The organism is Streptomyces sp. NPDC093064 (assembly GCF_044754605.1).
Classification (GTDB): Bacteria; Actinomycetota; Actinomycetes; order Streptomycetales; family Streptomycetaceae; genus Streptomyces.
In genome coordinates, this window is sequence record NZ_JBIVPK010000041.1 from 41,701 (window position 1) to 66,187 (window position 24,487).

A 24,487-nucleotide genomic window follows, 5' to 3' on the forward strand; every position below is an offset into this window, starting at 1 on the left:
GCGGTGTGGGGGGTGGTGTCTACGGGACCACTGTCAGGAGGCGGCCTGGTCCATGGCGTCGACAAGGCTCTTGGGGCGCATGTCGGTCCAGTTCTCGTTGATGTGGTCCAGGCACGCCTGGCGGCCGTCGGGGCCGTGGGCGGTGGTCCAGCCGGCCGGTACCTCGGCGAAGTTGGGCCACAGGGAGTGCTGGCCCTCGTCGTTGACCAGCACCAGGTAGGTGGCGTCGGCGTCGTCGAACGGGTTGCTCATATCGTTCTTTCTCTCTGTGCGGAGGTGTCTCAGGTGAAGTCACGGAGCCGGGCGGCGAGGATCCTGCCGATCTCGGCGAGCGGCTCCGGCTGGGTCATGTCGTCGTGGGTGGAGCGCACGGCATGGCTGTCGATGGATCCTTCGAGGAACGGCGCCCAGATGTCCGGGCCCGGAGCGTGCTCGGGCGTGCCGAGCGTGGCCTCGAAGAAGAGCACGTCACCGACGTAGGTGCCGGGTATGTGGCCGCGCGCGAGGCGGGAGTTGTTCTCGAAGACCTCGTACAGGGCGGCCACATGCCGCTCCTCGAGGCTGCCGAGCACGCCGCCCTGGCCGCGGAGGATCTCGGTGACCCGTGCGTACGCCAGTGGCTCCCCGTCCCGGCTGCCGCGGTCGTAGCCGGCAAGGTCGAGCATGCCGGTGAGGAACTCCTGCTGGGACAGAACCGCGTCCTCCTCCCCCGGCCGCACCGGGCCCCCGTCGCCGGCGGGGAGCCGCGGGAAGGAGTCGAGCATGGCCAGCAGGTCGACCTTCTCTCCCGCGCGCTGGAGCTGTTCGGCCATGGCGTGGGCGACCAGGCCGCCGAAGGACCAGCCGAGCAGCAGGTAGGGGCCGGTGGGCTGGACGCTGCGCACCTGCTTCAGGTAGTCGGCGGCGATCTCCTCGACGCTGGTGGGCAGTTCGCAGGGGTCGGCGATGCCTCGCGACTGCAGGCCGTAGATCGGGAAGTCGGGGCTCAGGTGACGCATCAGCCCGGCGTAGGACCAGCTGAAGCCGCTGGCCGGGTGTACGCAGAACAGTGGCGGGAGGCTGCCCCGGCGGCGCAGCGGCAGCAGGACGTCGAAGGCGCCCGGGCCGTCGCCGTCCTCGGTACCGAGCCGTTCGGCGAGCTCCGCCACGGTGGGGGCCTCGAAGAGGGTGCGGATGGCGATGTCCGTGCCGAAGGTGGCACGCACCCGACCGATGAGGCGGGTAGCCAGCAGGGAGTGGCCGCCGAGGTCGAAGAAGCCGTCGTCGATGCTCACCCGGTTCAACCCGAGGACTTCGGCGAACAGTTCGGTGAGCAGCCGCTCCTGGCGGGTGCGGGGTGCGCGGCCACCGCTCACCGCGGAGGACTCGGGGGCGGGCAGGGCCCGGCGGTCCAGTTTGCGGTTGGGCGTCAGCGGCAGTGCATGCAGTTCCACGAACGCGTTCGGGACCATGTACTCGGGAAGGTCCGCGGCGGCGTGGCGGCGCAGTGCGGGGCCGGCCGGGAGGTCGGCGCCGGGTGCGGGCACCACGTAGGCGACCAGCCGCTGGTCGCCGGGGCGGTCCTCGCGGACGATCACCGCGGACCGGGCGACGGCCGGGTGGCGGTCGAGGACGGCCTCGACCTCGCCGAGTTCGATCCGGAAGCCGCGCAGCTTGACCTGGTCGTCCACGCGCCGCAGGAAGGACAGGGTGCCGTCGAGGTTCCAGCGCACCACGTCGCCGGTGCGGTACATCCGGGCGCCGGGGGCGCCGAAGGGGTCGGGGACGAAGCGGGCGGCCGTCATGTCGGGGCGGCCCAGATAGCCGCGGGCCAGGCAGTCACCGGCGACGTACAGCTCTCCGGCCGCTCCCGGCGGCACCAGTTCGAGGTGGTCGTCGAGCACGTGGAAGCGGGTGTTGGGCATCGGGCCGCCGATGGGCAGCGGGCCCGGCAAGATCGGTGTGCCCGGCTCGATGCGGTACTGGCTGCAGTTGACGGTCGTCTCGGTGGGTCCGTACATGTTCAGGACGGTGGTGCCGGGGTGGTCCTTGCGCCAGGCGTCGACCCGCTCGCCCAGCAGCAGCTCTCCGCCGAGCAGCAGTTCGGTGGTGGGTGCGTACTCCTCGGGCAGGGTGTGCAGGACCGGCAGATGGCTGGGCGTGGCCTTGAGGAAGGTGCAGGGGCGCCGACGCAGCGCCTCGGCCGTCTGCGGGTCCGGGTCCTGCAGGTCGCTGACGACGTGGACGGTGCCACCCACCGTCAGCGGCACATGGGCGGCGGTCACCGACAGGTCGAAGGAGATCGACGAGTGCAGGAGCGCCGTGCCGCGGACCCCGTCGTAGTCGCCTGCGGCGAAGACGAGGTAGTCGGTGAGCGAGGTGTGCTGGATCACGACGCCCTTGGGCCGCCCGGTCGAGCCGGAGGTGTAGATGACGTAGGCCGGGTTGGCCGGTCGCAGCGGTGCCGACCGGTCGCCGTCGTCGGGGTCGGTGGCGTCGAAGGCGGCGATCCGTTCGTCGGTGGCCACGTCGTCCAGCAGGACGCGCTCGACGGCCTCGGTGCCCTGCGGCAGTGCAGCTGCGGTGGCCATGTCGGTGAGCAGCAGCGCCGGGTCCGTGTCGGAGAACATGAACGCGATCCGCTCGGCCGGGTACGCCGGGTCGACCGGCACGTAGGCGCCGCCGGCCTTGAGGACGGCGAGGAGCGCCACCACCAGCCGCGCCGACCTGGGCAGAGCCACGGCGACGAACCGCTCCGGGCCCACTCCGCGGTCGATGAGGAAGCGTGCCAGCCGGTTGGCGCCGGCGTTCAGCTGCGCGTACGTCAGCTCCTCGCCGCCGAAAACCACGGCGGGCGCGTCGGGGGTGCGGGCCACCTGTGCCTGGAACAGTTCGGGCTGTGCCACGCGGGGGACGTCGGTGGCGGTGTCGTTCCAGGTGACCACCATGCGCTCGCGCTCGGCGGCATCGAGCAGCCCGACCCGGCCGATCGGCTGGTCCGGGGCGGCGACGGCCCCCTCCAGCAGCCTCACCAGCCGGGCGACGAAGGCGCTGACGGTGTCCGCGTCGAACAGGTCGGCGCTGTAGACGACCTGGCCTTCGATGCCCTGGCAGCCGCCGCTGTCGTCCCGCCGGTCGCTGAGGCTGACCGAGAGATCGAACTTGGCGCCGCCGTTGCCGAGCGGTTCGCCGGTCACGGTCAGTCCGGTGACCTCCTGGCCGACCACGGTGGGGTTCTGGAAGGCCAGGGCGATCTGGAAGAGCGGGTGCCGGGACAGGGAGCGGGTGGGGTTGAGGACCTCCACCAGCCGCTCGAACGGCATGTCCTGGTGGGCGTAGGCGGCCAGGTCGGTGTCGCGGACTCGGGCGAGCAGTTCGCGGAAGGTGGGGTTGTTTGAGGTGTCGGTGCGCAGTACCACGGTGTTGACGAAGAAGCCGACCAGTTCGTCGAGGGCTTCGTCGGTGCGGCCGGCGATGGGGCTGCCCAGCGGGATGTCGGTGCCCGCGCCGAGCCGGGTCAGCAGCGCCGCCAGCCCCGCCTGCACCACCATGAACAGGCTGACCCGGTTGTCGCGGGCGAGTTCGGTCAGGCGCTGGTGCAGCTCCGGGCCGATGACGACGGGGATGGTGCCGCCCGCCCCGGTGGCGACCGCGGGGCGGGGGCGGTCGGTGGGCAGCTCCAACTCCTCCGGCAGTCCGGCCAGATGGCCGCGCCAGAAGTCGAGCTGCCGGGAGATCGGGCTGTCCGGGTCGCTCTCGTCGCCGAGGACCTGGCGCTGCCAGACGCTGTAGTCGGCGTAGGTCACCCGCAGCGGTGTCCACCGCGGCGCCTCGCCGGCCCGCCGAGCCTCGTAGGCGGAGGCCAGGTCGCGGGCCAGCGGGGCCGACGAGGCACCGTCGCTGGCGATGTGGTGCATCACCAACAGCAGCACATGCTCGTCCGCGGCAAGCGAGAACAGCCTTGCACGCAAGGGGGGTTCGCGAGTGAGGTCGAATCCGGCGGCGGCCTCCCCGGCCAGCAGTCCGGGCAGAGACGTCTCGTCGGTGTCGGTGACCGGCAGCGCGGGCCGCGCGGTCTCGGCGTCCATGATCGCCTGGTGTGCGCCGCTCTCCGCGTCGAGGCCGGTGGCCTCGGGAAAGACGGTGCGCAGGGTCTCGTGGCGGGCCACCACGTCGCCGAGGGCCGCGCGCAGTGCCTCACGGTCGAGGTCGCCGGCCAGACGCAGGGCCAGCGGCACGTTGTAGGCGCCGCTGTCTCCGTCGAACCGGTTGAGGAACCACAGCCGGCGCTGGGCGTACGACAGGGGGATCCGTCCCGTCCGCTCGACCGGGACCAACGGGGCCCGGCCGCCGGTGCCCACGCTGAGCGAGGCGGCGATCCCGGCCACGGTGGGTGTTTCGAACAAGGACCTGACCTGGAGTTCGACCCCGAAGACTGCCCGGATCCGATTCACCAGGCGGGTGGCGAGCAGGGAGTGGCCGCCGAGGTCGAAGAAGTCGTCGTCGGGGCCCACTCGGGGCAGGCCCAGCACTTCGGCGAACACCTCGCACAGCAGCTCTTCCTGCGGGGTGCGCGGGGCCCGTCCCGAGCCGGTGGCCAACGCCCCGAAGTCCGGGGCCGGCAGGGCCTTGCGGTCCACCTTGCCGTTGGGGGTCAGCGGCAGTGCGTCCAGGACCATGAGGGCCGCGGGCACCATCGCCTCCGGCAGCGCCCCGGCGAGTTCGGTGCGCACCTGGCGGGGGTCGACCGCGCCGACGATGTGGCCGACGAGCCGGCTCTGTCCGGCGGGGTCGGTGCCGACGGTGACCACCGCGTCGGTCACGGCCGGGACGGCGCGCAGCGCGGCCTCCACCTCACCGAGTTCGATGCGCTGCCCGCGGATCTTGACCTGGTGGTCGAGCCGCCCGAGGAACTCCAGCTGTCCGTCGGGCAGTCGGCGCACCCGGTCGCCGGTGCGGTAGAGCCGGCGACCGGGCTCGTCGGCGAACGGGTCGGGCACGAAGGTGACCGCGGTGCGCCGTGGGTCGCCGACATAGCCGTATCCGACGCCGGTGCCACCGACGTACAGCTCACCCGGGACACCGACCGGGACCGGCTGGAGCCGGTTGTCCAGGACGTACAGGCGGGTGTTGCGGATCGCGGCGCCGATCGGCACCCGCACGTCGCCGAGCGCGGTGGCGGCGTCGATGACGGCGTGGGTGACATCGTCGGAGCACTCGGTCGGACCGTAGGCGTTGACCAGCGGAATGTGCGGGTAGCGGGCGAGCCAGCGGCCGCACAGGTCCGGCGCAAGGGCCTCGCCGGTCACCATCAGCCACCGCAGCGCGGGCAGTTCAACGGGTTCGGCGCCCGACCCCCAGGCGTCCAGTGCGGTGCGCAGCAGGGAGGGGACGACCTCCAGGACGGTGATGCGCTCGTCGGCGACCCGGCCGAACAGGGCCTGCGGGTCCAGGGCGGTGTCCTCACCGACCGGGCGTACCCGGCCGCCGGCGACCAGTCCGGCCAGCATCTGCCACACGGAGATGTCGAACGTCAGCGGGGCGTTGGCCACGACGCTGTCGGCGTCTGTCAGCTCCAGGTCCTCGATCTTGGCCAGGAGGTGGTTGACCATGCCGCGGTGGTGCACCATCGCGCCCTTGGGGCGACCGGTGGAGCCGGAGGTGAAGATCACGTAGGCGAGGTGGCCGGGGCCCCCGACGAGGGGCATCAGCTGGTCGACGTCGTCGGTCGCGTCGTCCAGTGCCAGCACCTCGACCGGGTTCGCGGCGGCCGCCGCCAGTTCCCGGGCCGCATCGAGGTGCTCGGGCGCCGCGAGCAGCAGGCGGGCACCGCTGTCGGCCAGCATTCCGGCGCTGCGCCGGTGCGGGGCACGCGGGTCGAGCGGCACGTAGGCGGCGCCGATGCCGAGGACGGCGAGGACCGCGACGGGCGCCCGGACGGTGCGGTCGGAGAGGATCGCGACGATGGAGCCGGCGTCCGCGCCGCTCGCCAGCAGCCTGCGGGAGAGCGCGCTCGCGCGGCCCGCCAGGGTGGCGTAGTCGACGCTTTGGTCGTCGTCGGTGAGGGCGGTGGCGTGCGGCGTCCGGGCGGCGATCTCCCGGACGCGTTCCACGACTCCGATTGTCTCGGTGTCCCGGTCGGTGCGGTTCCAGTCCAGGAGCAGTTGCCGCCGCTCCGCGGGGTCGATGATGTCCAGGTCGGAGACTGGGAGGTCGGGCTCGGCGACGGCGGCCCGGAGGAACTGGACGAAGCAGGCCAGCAGCCGCTCGGCCGTGCCGGGGTCGAACAGGTCGGTGCTGTAGTCGAACCGCCCGTCCAAGCCCTGGGGCGCGCCCTCCTCGGTATAGCGCTCGGTGAGGTCGAAGGAGAGATCGAACTGGGCGGCGTGGGCGCCGGCCGTCTCCACGGTGACGTCCAGCCCGGGCAGCCGCAGATCGGCCTGCACGTTGTTCTGGAGCACCAGCATCACCTGGAACAGCGGGTTGCGCGCCATCGAGCGGGTGGGGTTGAGGACCTCCACCAGCCGTTCGAAGGGGATGTCCTGGTGGGCGTAGGCGGCCAGGTCGGTGTCGCGGACGCGGGCGAGGAGTTCGCGGAAGGTGGGGTTGTTTGAGGTGTCGGTGCGCAGTACCAGGGTGTTGACGAAGAAGCCGACCAGTTCGTCGAGGGCTTCGTCGGTGCGGCCGGCGATGGGGCTGCCCAGCGGGATGTCGGTGCCCGCGCCGAGCCGGGTCAGCAGCGCCGCCAGCCCCGCCTGCACCACCATGAACAGGCTGACCTCGTTGTCGCGTACCAGTCCGAGCAGGCCGTCGTGCAGCTCTTCCTCGAGCCGGAACATCAGGGTGCCGCCCTGGTAGGTGGCGGCGGCGGGCCGCGACCGGTCGGCCGGCAACTCCAGTTCGTCGGGGATCCCGGCGAGGGCGCGCTTCCAGAAGTCCAGCTGCCGGGAGACGGTGCTGTCCGGGTCGTCCTCGCGGCCCATGACCTCGCGCTGCCAGATGCTGTAGTCGGCGTACTGGACGGGCAGCGGGTCCTGCCCGTGCGCCTCGCCCTTCATCCGGGCGGTGTAAGCCAGGCAGAAGTCGCGGGCCAGGGGGCTCATCGACCAGCCGTCGCCGGCGATGTGGTGCAGGACCAGCAGCAGGACGTGGGTGTCGGGGCCGAGTTCGTACAGGGTGGCCCGCAGGGGCGGGTCGACGGCGAGGTCGAAGCCGGGCGCCACCGCGCCGATCAACGCCTCGGGCAACTCCTCCTCGGTGACGGTCCGCGTGGTGAGCACCGGGGTGGCGGTCTCGGCGTCGAGCACCACCTGGTAGGGGGTGCCGCCGGTCTCCCGGAAGACGGTCCGCAGGGCCTCGTGCCGCTCCACGATGTCACCCAGTGCGGCCTGCAGGGCCTCGCGGTCGAGGTCTCCGCGCAGCCGCAGCGCGATCGGAATCTTGTACGGGGACGCGGCGCCTTCCAGCCGGTTGAGGAACCACAGCCTCTGCTGGCCGTACGACATGGGGATGAGCTCGGGGCGTTCGGCGGGCCGCAGCGCGGCGCGGGCCCGGGAGGCCTGGGCGATGGCCTCCATGAGCCGGGCGGGGGTGGGCTGCTCGAACAGGCTGCGCACTGCCAGCTCCACGCCGAACGCCGAGCGCACCCTGCTGACCAGGCGGGTGGCCAGCAGGGAGTGGCCGCCGAGGTCGAAGAAGCTGTCGTCGATGCCGACCTCGGCCAGGCCCAGGACCTCTGCGAAGATCGCGCAGAGGGTGCGCTCCTCGGGGGTGCGCGGTGCCCGGCGGGTGGAGGCGGCGCCGTAGTCGGGCGTGGGCAGGGCCCTGCGGTCGAGCTTGCCGTTGGTGGTGACCGGCAGGGTGTCCAGGGCGACGAAGGCGGCGGGGACCATGTAGGCGGGCAGCGCGGCCGAGGCCTGGTCGCGCAGGTCCGACAGGTCCGGTGCGGCGCTCGCGCCGGCCGGTACCACGTAGGCGACCAGGCGCTTGTCGCCGGGCTGGTCCTCTCGGACGACGACGGCGACCTGCGCCAGGTCCGGGAAGCGGGCCAGGACGGCCTCGATCTCGCCGAGTTCTATGCGAAAGCCGCGCACCTTGACCTGTTCGTCGGCGCGTCCGACGAACTCCAGCACTCCTTCGGGCGTCCAGCGCGCGAGGTCGCCGCTGCGGTACATCCGCGCTCCGGCGGGCCCGAAGGGGTCGGCGACGAAGCGCTCCGCGGTCAGCCCGGGCCGGCTCAGGTAGCCGCGGGCGAGTCCGGCGCCCGCAATGTACAGTTCGCCGGCCACTCCGGGCGGGGTGAGGGTCAGGGTGTCGTCGAGGACGTAGAGCCGCATGTGGTCCAGCGGCCCGCCGATCGGCACGGTGTCGGGGACGGTGTCCGCGGCGCGCATCCGGTGGTAGGCGGCGAACGTGGTGGTCTCGGTCGGGCCGTAGCCGTCGCCGACGACCAGGCCGGGGCAGGTGTCCAGGACCTTGCGCACCATGGCCGCGGGGACGATGTCGCCGCCGGACCACACCTCGCTCACGCCGGCGAAGCACTCGGGCCGCTCCTCGGCCAGGAGCCGGAAGAGGCCTGCGGTCAGCCACAGCCCGGTGACCCGGCGTTCCAGGATGACGCGCGCGAGGTCGCGGACGTCGAGTTCGGCGGGGGGCGCCACCACGATGTGGCCGCCGCGCAGCAGCGGCACCCACAGTTCATAGGTGGAGGCGTCGAAGGCCTGGGGCGAGTGCAGTAGCACCCGGGTGTGGTTGCCGCTGTCCCAGGCGCCGTCGAAGGCGAGGCTGAGCACGTCGCGGTGAGTGACGGCGACGCCCTTGGGGGTGCCGGTCGACCCCGAGGTGTACATGACGTAGGCCAGTTGCTCGGGGTGTCCGTCGATGCCGGGATCGGTGTCCGGCTCGCCGTCGAGGGTGGCGTCGTCGACGACCAGCAGCCGGGCCTGGTGCGGGAAGGCGCGGGCGTCCTCGCTCATGGCACGGTCGGTGAGCAGCACGGTGGCGGCGGTCTGTTCGACGATGAGCTGCAGCCGGGCCTGCGGATAGCGGGCGTCCAGGGGCACGTAGGCGCCGCCGGCCTTCAGCACGGCGAGGATGGCCACCACCAGCTCGACAGATCGCTGCTGCATCACGGCGACCGGGGTCTCGCGGCCGACCCCGAGGGCGATCAGCCGGTGCGCAAGCCTGTTGGCGCGGGCGTCGAGTTCCCGGTACGTCAGTTCCCGGCCGTCGTCGGTGCTCAGCGCGACGGCGTCGGGCGTGCGGGCCGCCTGCTCTGCGAACCGGCGCTGGACGGATCCGTTGGCGGCGGGCCGGGGCCGGGCATCCCCGGTGCCCTGCGCCAGCAGCCGGACGCGCTCGTCGCCGCCCAGCACATCGATCCGCCCGACCGGCCGGTCCGGGTCCGTGGCGATCAGTTCCAGCAGCCGCAGCAGCCGGTCCGCCATCTCCCGCACGGCCGCCGGATCGAGCACGTCCACGCGGTGGTTCAGGCGCAGTTCGAGTCCCTGGCCGGGCAGTCCGGGCAGGGCGACCAGGGTCAGCGGGTAGTGGGTGGCGTCCCGGCCGTCGATCCCGAGGACGGTGAGGCCGGTGCCGGGCAGCTCCAGGGCAGCCGGGTCGAGGGGGTAGTTCTCGAACACGGTAAGCGTGTCGAAGAGTTCGCCGGTGCCGGCGATGGCCTGGATGTCGGTGAGGCCGAGGTACTGGTGGTCGGACGGCAGCGACTGCTGCTCCTGTATCCGGGCGAGCAGCGCGGACAGCGGTTCGTCGGACCGCAGCGCGATCCGGACCGGCAGGGTGTTGATGAACAGGCCCACCATCGTCTCGATGCCGGCGATCTGGGGCGGGCGTCCGGAGACGGTGGCGCCGAAGACGACGTCCTGGCGTCCGGTGAGCCGGCCGAGCAGCACCGCCCAAGCGCCCTGCACGAGCGTGTTCGTGGTCAGCCCGAGGCGCCGTCCCCGCTCGGTGAGCGCGGCGGTCAGCTCCGGGGACAGCTCGACCGTGACCTTCTCCGGTATCGCCGCCTCACGGCCGGCGTCCACGGGGGCGAGCAGGGAGGGCTCGGCGCCTTCGAGGGCCTGCTTCCACGCCTTCTCGGCGGCGCTGCGGTCCTGTTCCGACAGCCAGGCCAGGTAGTCGCGGTAGGGGGTGACGCGGGGCAGTGCGGTGTCGTTTCCGCCCGAAGCGTAGAGCGTGAACAGTTCCTGGGCCAGCAGCGGTGTGGACCAGCCGTCCAGCAGGATGTGGTGGTTGGTGAGCACCAGCCGCCAGCGGTCGGCGCCGAGCCGGATCACGGTGATGCGCAGCAGCGGCGGCGCGGTCAGGTCGAAGCGGCGGGCCCGGTCCTCGGCGAGCAGCCGCTCCATGTCGGCGTCCTGCCGTCCGGCCGGGACTTCGGACAGGTCGTGCTCGTACCAAGGCAGCTCGACCTGGTCCGGGCGGGGCACGAACTGCACCGCCGTGCCAAGTCCTTCGTGCCAGAAACCGGCGCGCAGATTGGCGTGGCGCTCCAGCAGGGCCTGGGCCGCGCGCCGCAGCGCCTGCCTGTCCAGCGGCCCCGTCACATCCAGCAGCAGCTGCACGGTGTAGACGTCACGCGCCTGCTCGTCGTAGAGGGCGTGGAAGAGGAGCCCCTCCTGCAGGGACGACAGCGGCAGCAGATCGACGACACCGGGACGGGCCCGCTCCACGATGTCGATCTCCCCCTGGCCGAGGGCGACCAGGGGCAGGTCGGACGGGGTGTGCCCGCCGGCCTCCGCCCCCTCGCCGTGCGCCGCGAGGACGTCCAGCGCACGGCTCCAGGTGTCGGCCAGGTCGCGGGCGGCGTCCTCGTCCAGCAGGTCGCCGGGCCAGGAGAGGGTCGCGGTCAGCCGCGGCCCGTCGGGGTGGTCCTGGGTGAGCGCGTTGATCTCCAGGGCGTGCGGGATGGGCATGGCCGGGTCGACACCGCCGCCGAGGCCGTCCGCCTCCGGGGCCGGGGTCCAGTCGGCGGCCTGATCCGCGGCGGAGGCGGCGGGGAAGCGTCCCAGGTAGTTGAAGCCGATCTGCGGGGTGCGCAGTCGAGCGAGCGCCGGACCGGTCTGCGGGTTGAGGTGGCGCAGCAGCCCGTAGCCCATGCCGTTGTCGGGCAGGGCGCGCAGCTGTTCCTTGACGCGCTTGAGGGCCGCTCCGGCCTGCGGGCCGCCGGCCCACAGCTCGGCCCAGTCCGTCACACCCGCGTCGAGCCGCACCGGATGCAGGTCGGTGAACCAGCCGACGGTGCGGGAGAGGTCGACGCCGTCGGCGATGTCCTCGCGGCCGTGGCCTTCGAGGTCGACCAGGAGCGGGGCCGCCGCGTCCTCGTTCCTGCGTCGGCGCCAGTCCGCGACGGCAAGCGCCAAGCCGGTCAGCAGGACGTCGTTGACTCCGCCGTGGAAGGCGGCGGGCACGCGCGTCAGCAGCGGCTCGGTGCGCTCGGGCGGCAGCGTGAGGCTGACATGGCGGACTGTGGCCACGGTGTCCCGTGCGGGGTCCAGGGCGCGGCTGCCCAGCAGCGGGTCCGGGACGTCGAGCACGCCCGTCCACAGCGGCAGTTCGTCCAGCCGGGCCGGGTGCTGGGCGAGCGTGGTGAGCTGCTCGGCCCAGCGCCGCAGCGAGGTGCCCACCGGCGCCAGGCGCGGGGTGCCGCCCACCCTGACGGTCTCGCAGGCGGCGGCGAGGTCGGGCAGCAGGATGCGCCAGGACACACCGTCGACGACCAGGTGGTGCAGGACGAGCAGCAGCCTGCCGCTCTCCTTCGGCCCGGCGTCGAACCACACGGCCTGCACCATGGCGCCCTTCTCGGGCGAGAGCCGGGCCTGTGCGATGCCCTGGTGTCCGGCGACCACCGTGCGCAGCGATTCGCCTCCCAGTCCGGCCGCGTCCACGCGAGTCAGGCACCCGGCGGCGTCGACTGCCCCGCGCCCGGCCACCTCCAGGCTCCAGACGATGCCGCCGGTCCGGGTCAGCCGCAGCCGCAGGGCGTCGTGATGGTCGAGCACGGCCTGCAGCGCCGCGGTCAGCCGCGCCTGGTCGAGCCCGGCCGGAGTGCGGACCAGCATCGACTGGTGGAAGCTGTCGACGGGCCCGCCGCGCTCGCGCAGCCAGTGCACGATCGGGGTGAGCGGCACCGCGCCGATGCCGGAGTCGTCCGGTTCGCCGGTCGCCGTCGTCTGCTCCTGCGGGGTGGCCATGGCGGCGAGCGCGGCCACGGTCCGCAGCCGGAACACATCGCGCGGGGTGAAGACCAGTCCGGCGGCACGGGCGCGGCCGACGAGCTGGATGGAGACGATGCTGTCACCGCCCAGATCGAAGAAGTCGTCGTCGACGCCGACCCGTTCCACTCCCAGCACGTCGGCGAACACCGCGCACAGGGCCTCTTCCTGTGGCGTGTCGGGGACCCGCTCGGCGGCCACCGGGCCGTACTCCGGGGCGGGCAGCGCCTTGCGGTCCAGCTTGCCGTGGGGGGTGAGCGGCAGCGCGTCGAGGCGGACGAATGCCGAAGGGACCATGTGGCCGGGCAGGACACCGGCCGCGTGCTCGCGCAGTTCGGCCGGGTCGGCCTCGCCCACCACGTAGGCCACCAGCCGGCGGACGCCGGGCCGCTCCTCGCGGGCGATCACGGCGACCTCCCGGATGCACGGATGGCGCGCGAGTACGGTCTCGATCTCGCCCGGCTCGATGCGGAAGCCCCGGATCTTCACCTGTTCGTCGGCGCGCCCGAGGTAGTCCAGGGTGCCGTCGGCCCGCCAGCGCACGACATCGCCCGTGCGGTACATCCGGGTGCCCGGGGCACCGAAGGGGTCGGCGACGAACCGCTCCGCCGTCAGCCCGGGGCGGCGCAGATAGCCGCGGGCCAGTCCGTCGCCCGCGAGATAGAGCTCTCCCGCCACACCGACGGGGACGGGCCGCAGCCCGGCGTCGAGCACATACACCCGGGTGTTGACAACCGGGCTGCCGATCGGCGGCGTGTCCTGCCCGCTCAACGGGCGGCTCATGGTCGCGGCGATGGTCGACTCGGTCGGGCCGTAGGCGTTGACCATCCGGCGGCCGGAGGACCAGCGTGCCACCAGCTCCGCGGAGCAGGCGTCACCGCCGACGACCAGGGAGCGGAAGTCGGGCAGCGGCGTCTGGGCCGGTACGGAGGCCAGGGCGGCCGGCGGGATGAGAGCGTGGCTGATGCGCTGCCCGGCCAGCACCTCGGCGAGGGTCTCCCCCGCCAGTGGCCCGGGCGGCGGAACGACGAGCGCGGCCCCGCAGGTCAGAGCCATGCACAGTTCCAGGACGGCGGCGTCGAAGCTGGGCGAGGCGAACTGCAGGACGCGTGCCCGGGCGTCGACGGCGAAGTTCTCGACAGCCGCGGCGGCGAAGGCGGCCAGACCGGTGTGAGGGACCACGACGCCCTTGGGGGTGCCGGTCGAGCCGGAGGTGTAGATCACATACGCTGGGTGGTGCAGCCGTAGCGGGGCCGTACGGTCCGCATCGACCGGGTTGCCGGCCTCGAACGTGCCGAGCAGGGCGGGCAGTTCGGGGTCGTCGAGGTCGAGCCGCTCCCCTTCGGCCGTGAGGGCGGTGCCGCCGCCCGTGACGACGATCCGGGGACGGGCGTCCTGCAGCATGAACCGGATACGCTCGGCCGGGTAGTCGGGGTCGACCGGTAGGTACGCGGCCCCCGCCTTGAGTACCGCGAGCTGTGCCACCACCATGCCCACGGACCGGGGCAGAGCGAGGGCGACGATGCTCTCCGGGCCGACACCCCGCTGCATCAGCAGTCGTGCGAGCCGGTTGGCGCGGGCATTGAGCTGCGCGTAGGTCAGTGCGCCGCCGTCGAAGACCACGGCGTCGTTGGCGGGGGTGGCCTCGGCCTGGGCCTCGAACAGTTCACCGAGCCCGGCCCGGGGGACGTCGCGGGACGTGGCGTTCCACTCGACGAGCAGGCGCGCGCGCTCGGACGACTCCAGGATGTCGACCGCCGCCACCGGCTGGTCCGGGTCGGCGAGGACCGCCTCCAGCAGCCGTACCAGGCGGGAGACCAGGCGCTGGGCGGTGTCGTGGTCCACCAGGTCGGGGCGGTGGTCCAGCCGCAGGGTGAGCCGGTCGCCCGGGATCACCGCCAGGGTGAGCGGGTAGTGCGTCGCGTCGTTGACGTCGACGCCCTCGATGCGCAGCCCGGTGCCGGGCAGATCCAGGCCGGAGGGGTCCAGGGGGTAGTTCTCGAAGACGGTCAGGGTGTCGAACAGCTCACCGGTGCCGGCCAGCCGCTGCACCTCGTGCAGCCCCAGATGCTGGTGTTCCATCAGCACCGACTGCTGGTCCTGGACCCGGGCAAGCAGCTGCGCCAGGGTCTCCTGCGGCCGCAGCACGATCCGGACCGGCAGCGTGTTGATGAACAGACCCACCATCGATTCCACACCGGGGATCTCCGGCGGACGGCCGGAGACCGTGCTGCCGAAGACGACGTCGCTCCGACCGGTGAGCCGACCGAGCAGTATCGCCCACGCGCCCTGGACCAGCGTGTTCGTCGTCAGCCCCCGCCCGCGTACGAACGCCCCCAGTGCGGCGCTCAGTTCGGTGGACAGCTCCGTCATCACCCGCTGCGGCTGCACCGCGTCGCGCTCCTGCCCCGCGTCGGGTGCGATCAGCGTGGGCCCGTCCACTCCGTCCAGTGCCCGCTTCCAGGCCTCCTCGGCCGTCTCCCGGTTCCGTCCGGCGAGCCAGGCCAGGTAGTCGCGGTAGGGGGTGACGCGCGGCATCCCGGTCTCGTCGCCGCCGCGTGCGCAGAGCGTGAACAGCTCCCGGGCGAGCAGGGGCATCGACCAGCCGTCGAGCAGGATGTGGTGGTTGGTCAGGATGAGCCGGTACCGCTCGGCCGCCTGCCGTACGACCACGAAGCGCACCAGCGGCGGCGCCGCGAGGTCGAACCTGCGGGACTTCTCCTCCGCGAGGATCCGGGCGATCTCGGCCGTCTGCGCGTCTGGATCGAGGTGGCTCACATCCCGCTCGTCCCAGGGCAGTTCCACCTCACGATGGATGATCTGGACGGCCTCACCGGTCTTGCGCCTGCGAAATCCGGCGCGCAGGTTCGCATGGCGGCGCAACAAGGCAGCCGCGGCGGTCCGCAGCGCGTCCACGTCCACCGGGCCGACGAGGTCGAAGGTGAACTGCATGGTGTACACATCGGTTGCCTCGGCGTCATACACCGCGTGGAAGAGAAGCCCTTCCTGCAGGGGCGACAGAGGCAGAATGTCTTCGACCCTTGACTGCTGGCTCACTTCGGCATCTCCCACTCGGTTCCAAGTTCAAGCTCGTCTTCGAATGCGTCGATCTCGTCCTGGGTGAGGGAGACCAGGGTGAGATCGGAGGGGGTGTGTCCGCCGGCTCCCGGCCGTTCGGCGTGGGCGGCGAGGGCGTCCAGAGCGCGGAACCAGGTTTCGGCGAGGTCCCGCACGTCGTCCTCGGTGAGCAGCCCGTCCGGCCAGCTCCATACGGCGCCGAGCCGGGAGCCGTCCGGCCCGTCCTCGGTCAGCGCGTTGATCTCGAGCGCGTGCGGCAACGGCATCGCGTCGTCCGCTCCACCGCCGAGCCCGTCGGCTTCCGGCGCCGCAGCCCAGTCGGTGTCGGTGCCGGAGGTGAGGCGGCCGAGGTAGTTGAACCCGATCTGCGGGGCCGGCAGTCCGGCCAGCCGGGCCGAGGTCTCGGGATTGAGGTGACGCAGCAGCCCGTAGCCGATCCCGTTGTCCGGCAGGGCGCGCAACTGCTCCTTGACCCGCTTCAGCGCCTGCCCCACCTCCACGCCCCCGGCCCAGACATCAGCCCAGTCCACGACACCGGGCTCCAGCCGCACCGGATACAGGCTGGTGAACCAGCCCACCGTGCGGGACAGGTCGGCGCCCTCAACGACGTCCTCGCGGCCATGACCCTCCAGGTCGACCAGCACACCGGCCGCTGCATCCGTCTGGCGCTTGCGGCGCCGCCAGTCCGCCACCGCCAGGGCCAGGCCCGTCAGCAGGACGTCGTTGACACCACCGTGGAAGACGGCTGGCACGCGCGTCAGCAACGGCTCGGTCCGCTCCGGCGACAACGTCAACCGCAGATGCCGCACCGTGGCCACCGTGTCCCGCACCGGATCCAGCGCCCGCGCCCCGATCAACGGATCAGGGCCCTCCAGCACTTCAGTCCACAGAGGAAGTTCCGCCACCCGGGCCGGGTCCTGGGCGAGCGCGGTGAGGTGTTCGGCCCAGCCCCGCAGCGACGTCCCGACCGGCTCCAACTCCCGGCCCTCAACCGCCGCGGCCAGATCCGGCAGCAGAATCCGCCACGACACCCCGTCCACCACCAGGTGATGCAGCACCAGCAGCAACCGGCCCGGCCTGTCCGGTCCGGCATCCCACCACACCGCACGGACCATCTGACCCGCATCCGGCCGCAACGACCAGCCGGGATCAACGACCAGGTGATCCGGATCCGTCGCCCGCCTGATCAAGTCCGCCGCATCGACCGCGCCCCGGGGCAATGTCTCCAACTCCCACACACCACCGACAGGCCGGAGCGTCGAGCGCAAGGCATCGTGGTGATCAAGCACCTTCTGAAGGCCCGCTGTCAGACGCTCCGGCGTCAGCCCGGCGGGCGTGCGCACCAGCATCGACTGGTGGAAACCGTCGATCGGACCGCCTCGCTCCCGCAACCAGTGCACGATCGGTGTCAACGGCACCACACCGATGCCGTGGTCCGGTGGTTCCACCGCTGTCGTGCGGACTTCGCCAGCCGTTGCGGCGAGTGCGGCCACCGTGCGGTGCTGGAAGACGTCGCGTGGGGTGATGACCAGCCCTGCGGTACGGGCCCGGCTGACGAGCTGGATCGAGACGATGCTGTCCCCGCCCAGGTCGAAGAAGCTGTCGTCCACGCCGACCCGCTCCACCCCCAGCACATCGGCGAACACCGCGCACAGGGCCTCTTCCCGGGGAGTGGAAGGAGCCCGCCCCGCGACCGCCGCCCCGAAATCGGGCGCCGGCAGAGCACGCCGGTCCAGCTTGCCGTTCGGCGTCAACGGCAACCGCTCCAGCAGCACGAAGGCCACTGGCACCATGTACTCCGGCAACTCCGCGCCCACGAACTCACGCAACTGACCGGCATCCGGCACACCATCCGCCACGACATACGCCACCAGCTGCTTCACACCCGCCCGGTCCTCCCGGGCGATCACCGCCGTATGCCGCACCTGCGGATGACGCCCCAGAACCGCCTCGATCTCCCCCAGCTCGATCCGGAAACCCCGGACCTTCACCTGCTCATCCGCACGACCGACGTACTCGATCACCCCGTCCGCACGCCACCGCACCACATCACCCGTGCGATACATCCGGCTGCCCGAACCACCGAACGGATCCGCCACAAACCGCTCCGCCGTCAGCCCCGACCGACGCACATACCCACGAGCGAGCTGGACACCGGCCAGGTAGAGCTCACCGACCACTCCGACGGGCACCGGCCGCAGCCGCGCGTCCAGCACATACACCTGGGTGTTCCACACGGGAGCGCCGATCGGCACCGGCCCGTCGGGGTCCTGGGCCGAGCATTCCCACGAGGTGACGTCCACGGCCGCCTCGGTGGGCCCGTACAGGTTGTGCAGCGGCACGTCGAGCGTCTCGTAGAACTGTGCGCGCAGTTCCCCGGGCAGGGCCTCGCCGCTGCAGATGACGCGGCGCAGGCCGGTGCATAGTGCGGCGGTGGGCTCGGTGAGGAAGACCTGGAGCATGGACGGGACGAAGTGCATCGTGGTGACGCCCTCGTCGCGGATGATCCGGGCGAGGTAGGCCGGGTCCTTGTGGCCTTCGGGCCGTGCGACCACGAGTCGGGCACCCACGATGAGCGGCCAGAAGAACTCCCACACCGACACGTCGAAGCCGGACGGGGTCTTCTGCAGCACCCGGTCGGAGGCGTCGAGCCCGTACCGTGCCTGCATCCACAGCAGCCGATTGACGATTCCCTGGTGCGGGACCAGCACGCCCTTGGGCTTGCCCGTGGAACCCGAGGTGTAGATGACGTAGGCGGTGTTGAGGTCGGTCAGCGGGGCGAGCCGGTCGGCGTCGGTGAGGTCGTGGTCGGCGTGACGCCTCAGCGCCGCCCGGGTGTCCTCGGTGTCCAGCAGCAGACGCGGTGTGGAGTCGTCGGCCGGCAGCGCGGGCACGACGTCCGTGGTGGTGAGCAGCATCGTGGGACCGGTGTTGGACAGGATGTACCGGATGCGCTCGGCGGGGTAGTCGGGGTCGACGGGTATGTAGGCGGCACCCGACTTCAGTACGGCCAGCAGGGCGATGATGAGGTCGAGGGACCGGGGAACGGCGAGGGCGACGAAGCCCTCAGGGCCCGCTCCGCGTTCGGCCAGCAGCCGTGCCAGGCGGTTGGCGCGTGCATTGAGCTCCGCGTACGTCAGTGTCTCGCCCTCGAAAACCGCCGCGGGGACCTGCGGGGTGCGGGCCGCCTGGACCTCGATGAGTTCGGTGAGGGTGACGGCCGGGACGTCCCGCTCGGTGGCGTTCCAGGTGATCAGGGTCCGCTCGCGTTCGGCGGCGTCCAGGACGTCGACGACCGCGACCGGCTGCTCGGGCTCCGCGGCGATGGATTCCAGCAGACGGTGCAGGCGTGTGCCGATGGACTGGACGATGTCGGAGGTGAAGAGCTCGGGCCGGTAGCCGAGGCGCAGACCGAGCCGGGGGCCTGGTACCGCGACGAGGGTGAGCGGGTAGTGCGTGGCGTCTTGCGCGTCGGCCTCGGTGACCCGGACCCCGGTGCCCGCGACGTCCAGCAGTGCCGGATCCAGGGGGTAGTTCTCGAAGACGGTCAGTGTGTCGAACAGCTCCCCGACACCGGCCAGGCGCTGGGTGTCGTGCAACCCGATGTATTGGTGCTCCATCAGCGCCGACTGCTGTTCCTGCAGGCGGCTCAGCAGCTGTGCCCAGCTCTCCTCCGGCCGCAGTGTCACGCGCACCGGCAGTGTGTTGATGAACAGGCCGAGCATGGACTCGACGCCGACTATCTCACCCGGCCGTCCGGAGACGGTGGCGCCGAAGACGACGTCCTGGGCTCCGGTGAGCCGGCTGAGCAGCACCGCCCAGGCGCCCTGGACCAGCGTGTTCATGGTCAGTCCGAGCCGACGTCCCCGCTCGGTGAGCGCGGTGGTCAGCTCCGGTGACAGCTCCAGGGCGATCCGTTCCGGGGGCCGAGTGGCGGTGCCGGTGCTTGTCGGAGCGAGCAGGGTGGGCTCCTCGATGCCCGCGAGCGCCTGCCGCCACGCTTGTTCGGCCACCTGCCGGTCCTGGGCCGCCAGCCACGACAGGTAGTCGCGGTAGGGGGTGGCCTGGAGCAGTCCGGCGTCGTCGCCGCCATGCGCGTAGAGCGTGAACAGCTCCTGTGCGAGCAGGGGCATCGACCAGCCGTCGAGCAGGATGTGATGGCACGTCAAGACCAAGCGGCTGTGATCGTCCGCGAGCCGTACGAGGAGGAAGCGCAGCAGGGGCGGTGTCGCCAGATCGAATCGGCGTCCGCGTTCCTCCGCCGCGATGCGGGCGAGTTCCGCGCTCTGCTCGTCGGGGTCGAGTCTGCGCAGGTCATGGGTCTCCCAGGGCAGCTCCACCTCGTGGTGGACGACCTGGACGGGAGTGGTGACCTGCTCGTGCCGGAAGCCGGAGCGGAGGTTCGGGTGTCTGCGCAGCAGGGCCTGGGCCGCGGTGCGCAACGCCCGTACGTCGAGCGCGCCGTCCATACCGAGGAAGAGCTGCACGGTGTAGACGTCCGCGGCGTCCTGGTCGAACAGGGCGTGGAACAGTAGCCCTTCCTGCATCGGCGCGAGCGGCAGAACGTCGGCGAGCTGAGGGCAGGACTGCTCCAGGGCGTCGATCTCGTCTTGGGTGAGGGAGACCAGGGCGAAGTCGGAGGGGGTGTGTCCGCCGGCTCCTTGGCGTTCGGCGTGGGCGGCGAGGGCGTCCAGGGCGCGGAACCAGGTCTCGGCGAGGTCCCGCACGTCGTCCTCGGTGAGCAGCCTGTCCGGCCAGCTCCAGGTCGCGTGCAGGTGCGCGCCGTCGTGGGAATCCAGGGTCAGCGCGTCGACGTCGATGGCGTGGACGAGCGGCATCTCCTCGTCCCCGCCGCCGGAGGCGCTCTGCGGTGCCCAGTCGGTGTCGGTGCCGGAGGTGAGGCGGCCGAGGTAGTTGAACCCGATCTGCGGGGACGGCAGCGCCGCCAGCCGGGGCGCGGTGTCGGGGTTGAGGTGGCGCAGCAGGCCGTAGCCGATCCCGCGGTCGGGCAGGGCGCGCAACTGCTCCTTGACCCGCTTCAGCGCCTGCCCGGCCTCGGCCCCGCCGGCCCACACATCAGCCCAGTCCACGGCACCGGGCTCCAGACGCACCGGATACAGGCTGGTGAACCAGCCCACCGTGCGGGACAGGTCGGCGCCCTCGACGATGTCCTGACGGCCATGACCCTCCAGATCGACCAGCACACCAGCCGCATCGCAGTGGCCCTTACGGCGCCGCCAGTCCGCCACCGCCAGCGCCAGAGCGGTCAGCAGAACGTCGTTCACACCACCGTGGAAGACGGCGGGCACCCGCGTCAGCAACGGCTCCGTCCGCTCCGGCGACAGCGTCAGCCGCAGATGCCGCACCGTGGCCACCGTGTCCCGCACCGGATCCAGCGCCCGCGCCCCGACCTGCGGATCAGGACTCTCCAACACCTTCGTCCACAACGGAAGTTCCTGAAGACGGGCCGGATCCTGGGCGAGCGCGGTGAGGTGTTCGGCCCAACCCCGCAGCGACATACCGACCGGCTCCAGCGCCCGGCCCTCAACCGCCGCGGCCAGATCCGGCAGCAGAATCCGCCACGACACCCCGTCCACCACCAGGTGATGCAGCACCAGCAGCAACCGGCCCGGCGTGTCCGGTCCGGCATCCCACCACACCGCACGGACCATCTCCCCCGCATCCGGCCGCAACGGCCACCCACGCAGCGGATCACCGGCCAGCTCATCCGGATCAGCAACCCGCCGGACCACGCCCGCCGCATCGACCGAGCCGCGCGGCCCCGTCTCCAGCTCCCACGCGCCGTCACCGCGTCGCAGTGTCAGACGCAACGCGTCATGGTGGTCGAGCACCGCCTGCAGCCCCGCCGTCAGACGCTCCAGCGTCAGCCCGGCCGGAGTGCGCACCAGCATCGACTGGTGGAAGCCGTCGACCGGCCCGCCACGCTCCCGCAACCAGTGCACGATCGGCGTCAGCCCCACCACACCGACGCCGTCGTCCGGGACTGGCGCCGATGCGTCGTCCACGTCCGTGGCCACCGCGGCGAGTGCTGCAACGGTGGGGCGTTCGAAGACGTCGCGTGGGGTGATGACCAGCCCTGCGGTACGGGCCCGGCTGACGAGCTGGATCGAGACGATGCTGTCCCCGCCCAGGTCGAAGAAGCTGTCGTCCACGCCGACCCGCTCCACCCCCAGCACATCGGCGAACACCGCACACAGGACCTCTTCCCGCCCGGTGGTGGGGGCTCGCCCGGTGACCGCCGATGCGAAATCGGGCGCCGGCAGAGCACGCCGGTCCAGCTTGCCGTTCGGCGTCAACGGCAACCGCTCCAGCACCACGAACGCCGCCGGCACCATGTACTCCGGCAATTGCGCACCCAGGTGCTTGCGCAGCTCTGCGACATCCGCCGCACCGTCGGCCACGACATACGCCACCAGCTGCTTCACACCCGCCCGGTCCTCCCGGGCGATCATCGCCGCATGCCGCACCTGCGGATGCCGCGCCAGAACCGCCTCGATCTCCCCCAGCTCGATCCGGAAACCCCGGACCTTCACCTGCTCATCCGCACGACCGACGTACTCGATCACCCCGTCCGCACGCCACCGCACCACATCACCCGTGCGATACATCCGGCTGCCCGAACCACCGAACGGATCCGCCACAAACCGCTCCGCCGTCAGCCCAGGACGCCTCAGATAGCCGCGGGCCAGACCGTCACCGGCGAGGTAGAGCTCTCCCGTGACGCCCACGGGCACCGGCTGCAGCCCGGAGTCGAGCACATACGCCCGGGTGTTGGAGATGGGACGGCCGATCGGCGGTGCCTGTGTGCCCGGGTCTGCTTCACGGTCGCTGTACCAGGCGGTGGCGTAGACGGTGGCCTCGGTCGGGCCGTAGATGTTGGCGATGCGGCAGCCCGGGATGGCGGAGCGGATGGCGGTGACGGCGTGGGCGGACAGGGCCTCGCCGGCCAGGACAACGGTTTCGGCGCAGGCGTTCACCTCGCCGTGTGCGAGGACTTGGGCGATCGCCGACGGCACGGCGCTGACGAGGCTGCCCGACCATCCGTCCGCGGTCCGTTCGGTGAGGGCGAGCAGGTCTCGCACCACCTCGATGCTGCCGCCGCAGCACAGTGGTCCGAACATCTCGAAGACCGAGACGTCGAAGTTGAGCGAAGTCGATGCGAGGACGCGGCTGAGCTGTCGGGGTCCGATGTCGGTGGCCGCCCAGGTCGCGAGGTCGACGGCGCTGGAGTGGGAGACCACGACGCCCTTGGGCCGGCCGGTGGAGCCCGAGGTGTAGATCACATACGCGGGATGCTGCGGCCGCAGTGGGGCGGCGCGGCCGGCGTCGGTGGGGTTGTGGTCGGGGTGCCCGGCGAGCAGTTCGGCCGTCTCGGGGGTGTCGAGGAGCAGTGCGGTCCGGCCGCTGCCGTCGGCCGCGGTCCGGGTCGCGGTCGTCCCGGTGACCGTGAGCACCATCTGCGGCCCGGCGTCGTCGAGGATGTAGGCGATCCGCTCGGCCGGGTAACCGGGGTCCACCGGAAGGTAGGCGGCGCCGGCCTTCAGGATGGCGAGGAGCGCCACGATCATGTTGTCGGAGCGAGGTACCGACAGTGCCACGACGCTTTCGGGACCGACGCCGTGTGCGATCAGCAGATGGGCGAGCCGATTGGCGTGCGCGTTGACTTCCGCGTATGTCAGCGTCTTGCCCTCGAAGACGACCGCCGGGGCCTGCGGGGTGCGTGCCGACTGTCTTTCGAACAGCTCGGGCAGCAAGGCGGTCGGTACCGACTGTGCGGTGGCGTTCCACTCGACGAGGATGTGTTCGCGTTCCTGAGGGGTCAGCAGACCGAGTGCGCCGATGGGCTTGTCGAGCCCGTCGGGGGTGAAGTGGCCGACGAGGTCGAGGAAGCGCCTCTGGTGGCCTGCGAGTTCGTCTGGGCCGTAGAGCTCCGGATTGGCGTCCAGGTCGATGCGCAGGCCGTCGGCCGTGCCCTGGCCGTTTTCGGGCTGTCCGTGCTCGGCGGCTCCGATACCGCGACCGTCCACGACGAGCGACAGATCGTCGACGGGACCGCCGCCGAGGTTGTGCACCGTGCCGCGGTGGCCGGCGAAGCTCAGGTCGTAGTCAACCATGACGATGTTGATGTGCGGGCCGACGAGGCGGTGTTCGTCCCCAGAGAGTTCGAGGTCCCGGCGCAGGTCCTCGGTGCGGTAGCGCTGGTGCTTCAGCGCGCGGCGCAGCTCCGCGGACGCCTGGCGGACGGCTTCGGCCACGGTGGTGCCGGGGTTCAGCTCCAGCCGGAGGGGCAGGACGCCTGACATCATCCCGGGAATGGTGCGCGCACGCCCGGCTGCTCGGGCCATCACCGGCAGGCCGAGGACCACCCGCCGGTTGCCGGTCATCCGGTGCAGGTAGACGGCGAGTGCCGCGACCAGGACGGCGGGCCAGCCGACCTCCGCCTCGCGCGCGGTGGCGCGCAGCTCGGCCAGCGCCGCCTCATCGAGGAAGGCGGTCCGGCGCTGCAGCCGTTCGGGGAGGGCCGGCGTGCGCTCCGCCAGGCTGGCGGCGGGGGTCTGATCGGCGAAGCGTGACATCCAGTAAGCCCGGTCGCGGGCGAACCGGTCGGATGCCCGGTACGCCGCCTCGTCGTCGAGGAGTTCGGCCAGGGAGCCGAACTGCGGTGCGGGGCAGGGAAGTCCGGCTGCCAGCGCGGTGTAGACCTCGGCGACACGGCGGCCGACGAGGGACAGGCCGAGGCCGTCGATGACGATGTGGTGGTAACGCTGGTACCAGAAGTACCGGTCCTGCGCCGCCTTGAACAGCGCGAAGGCGAACAGTGGGCCGGTCGTGGGGTCGACCGGCCGGCACATGTCGGCGCGCATCCAGCTCTCAGCGCTCGCTCGAGGATCGCCGTCGTGGCTGACGTCGACGAAGGACAAGGTCCAGTCGGCGCACTCTTCGACGACCTGTACCGCCCTGCCGTCCTCCTCCACGACCCGGATCCGCAGTGTTTCCGCCTCGGTCACGGTGCGGCGCAACGCGCTCTCGAAAAGCGCGGGGTCGATCTCGCCGTGGATGTCGATGTATTCGGCGATATTGAAGAGCGGATTCGTCGGCCGAAGCCGCTGGGAAAGCCAGATACCGGACTGCGCGGCCGTGAGCGGCAGGCGGGCAATCTGATAACCGGTCAT

3 protein-coding genes are annotated in these 24,487 nt (G+C 71.8%); all 3 read right to left on the bottom strand.

The window, feature by feature from the left end:
• Positions 1-33: 33 nt before the first annotated feature.
• The 3 genes from ACIQFZ_RS33110 to ACIQFZ_RS33120 are packed head-to-tail and all read right to left on the bottom strand — an operon-like array spanning position 34 to position 24,487.
• A complete protein-coding gene (locus tag ACIQFZ_RS33110) occupies positions 34-252 on the bottom strand; it encodes an MbtH family protein (RefSeq protein ID WP_365424910.1) in 219 nt (72 codons plus the stop codon).
• A gap of 29 nt (positions 253-281) precedes the next feature.
• Positions 282-15,287 carry an amino acid adenylation domain-containing protein gene (locus ACIQFZ_RS33115; protein ID WP_402692956.1) on the bottom strand — a complete coding sequence of 5,002 codons (15,006 nt, stop codon included), beginning with the start codon at positions 15,285-15,287 and terminating at the stop codon, positions 282-284.
• Entirely contained in the window at positions 15,269-24,487 is a 9,219-nt protein-coding gene (locus ACIQFZ_RS33120) for an amino acid adenylation domain-containing protein (protein WP_402692957.1), read from the bottom strand. The genes ACIQFZ_RS33115 and ACIQFZ_RS33120 overlap by 19 nt, the downstream gene beginning before the upstream one ends.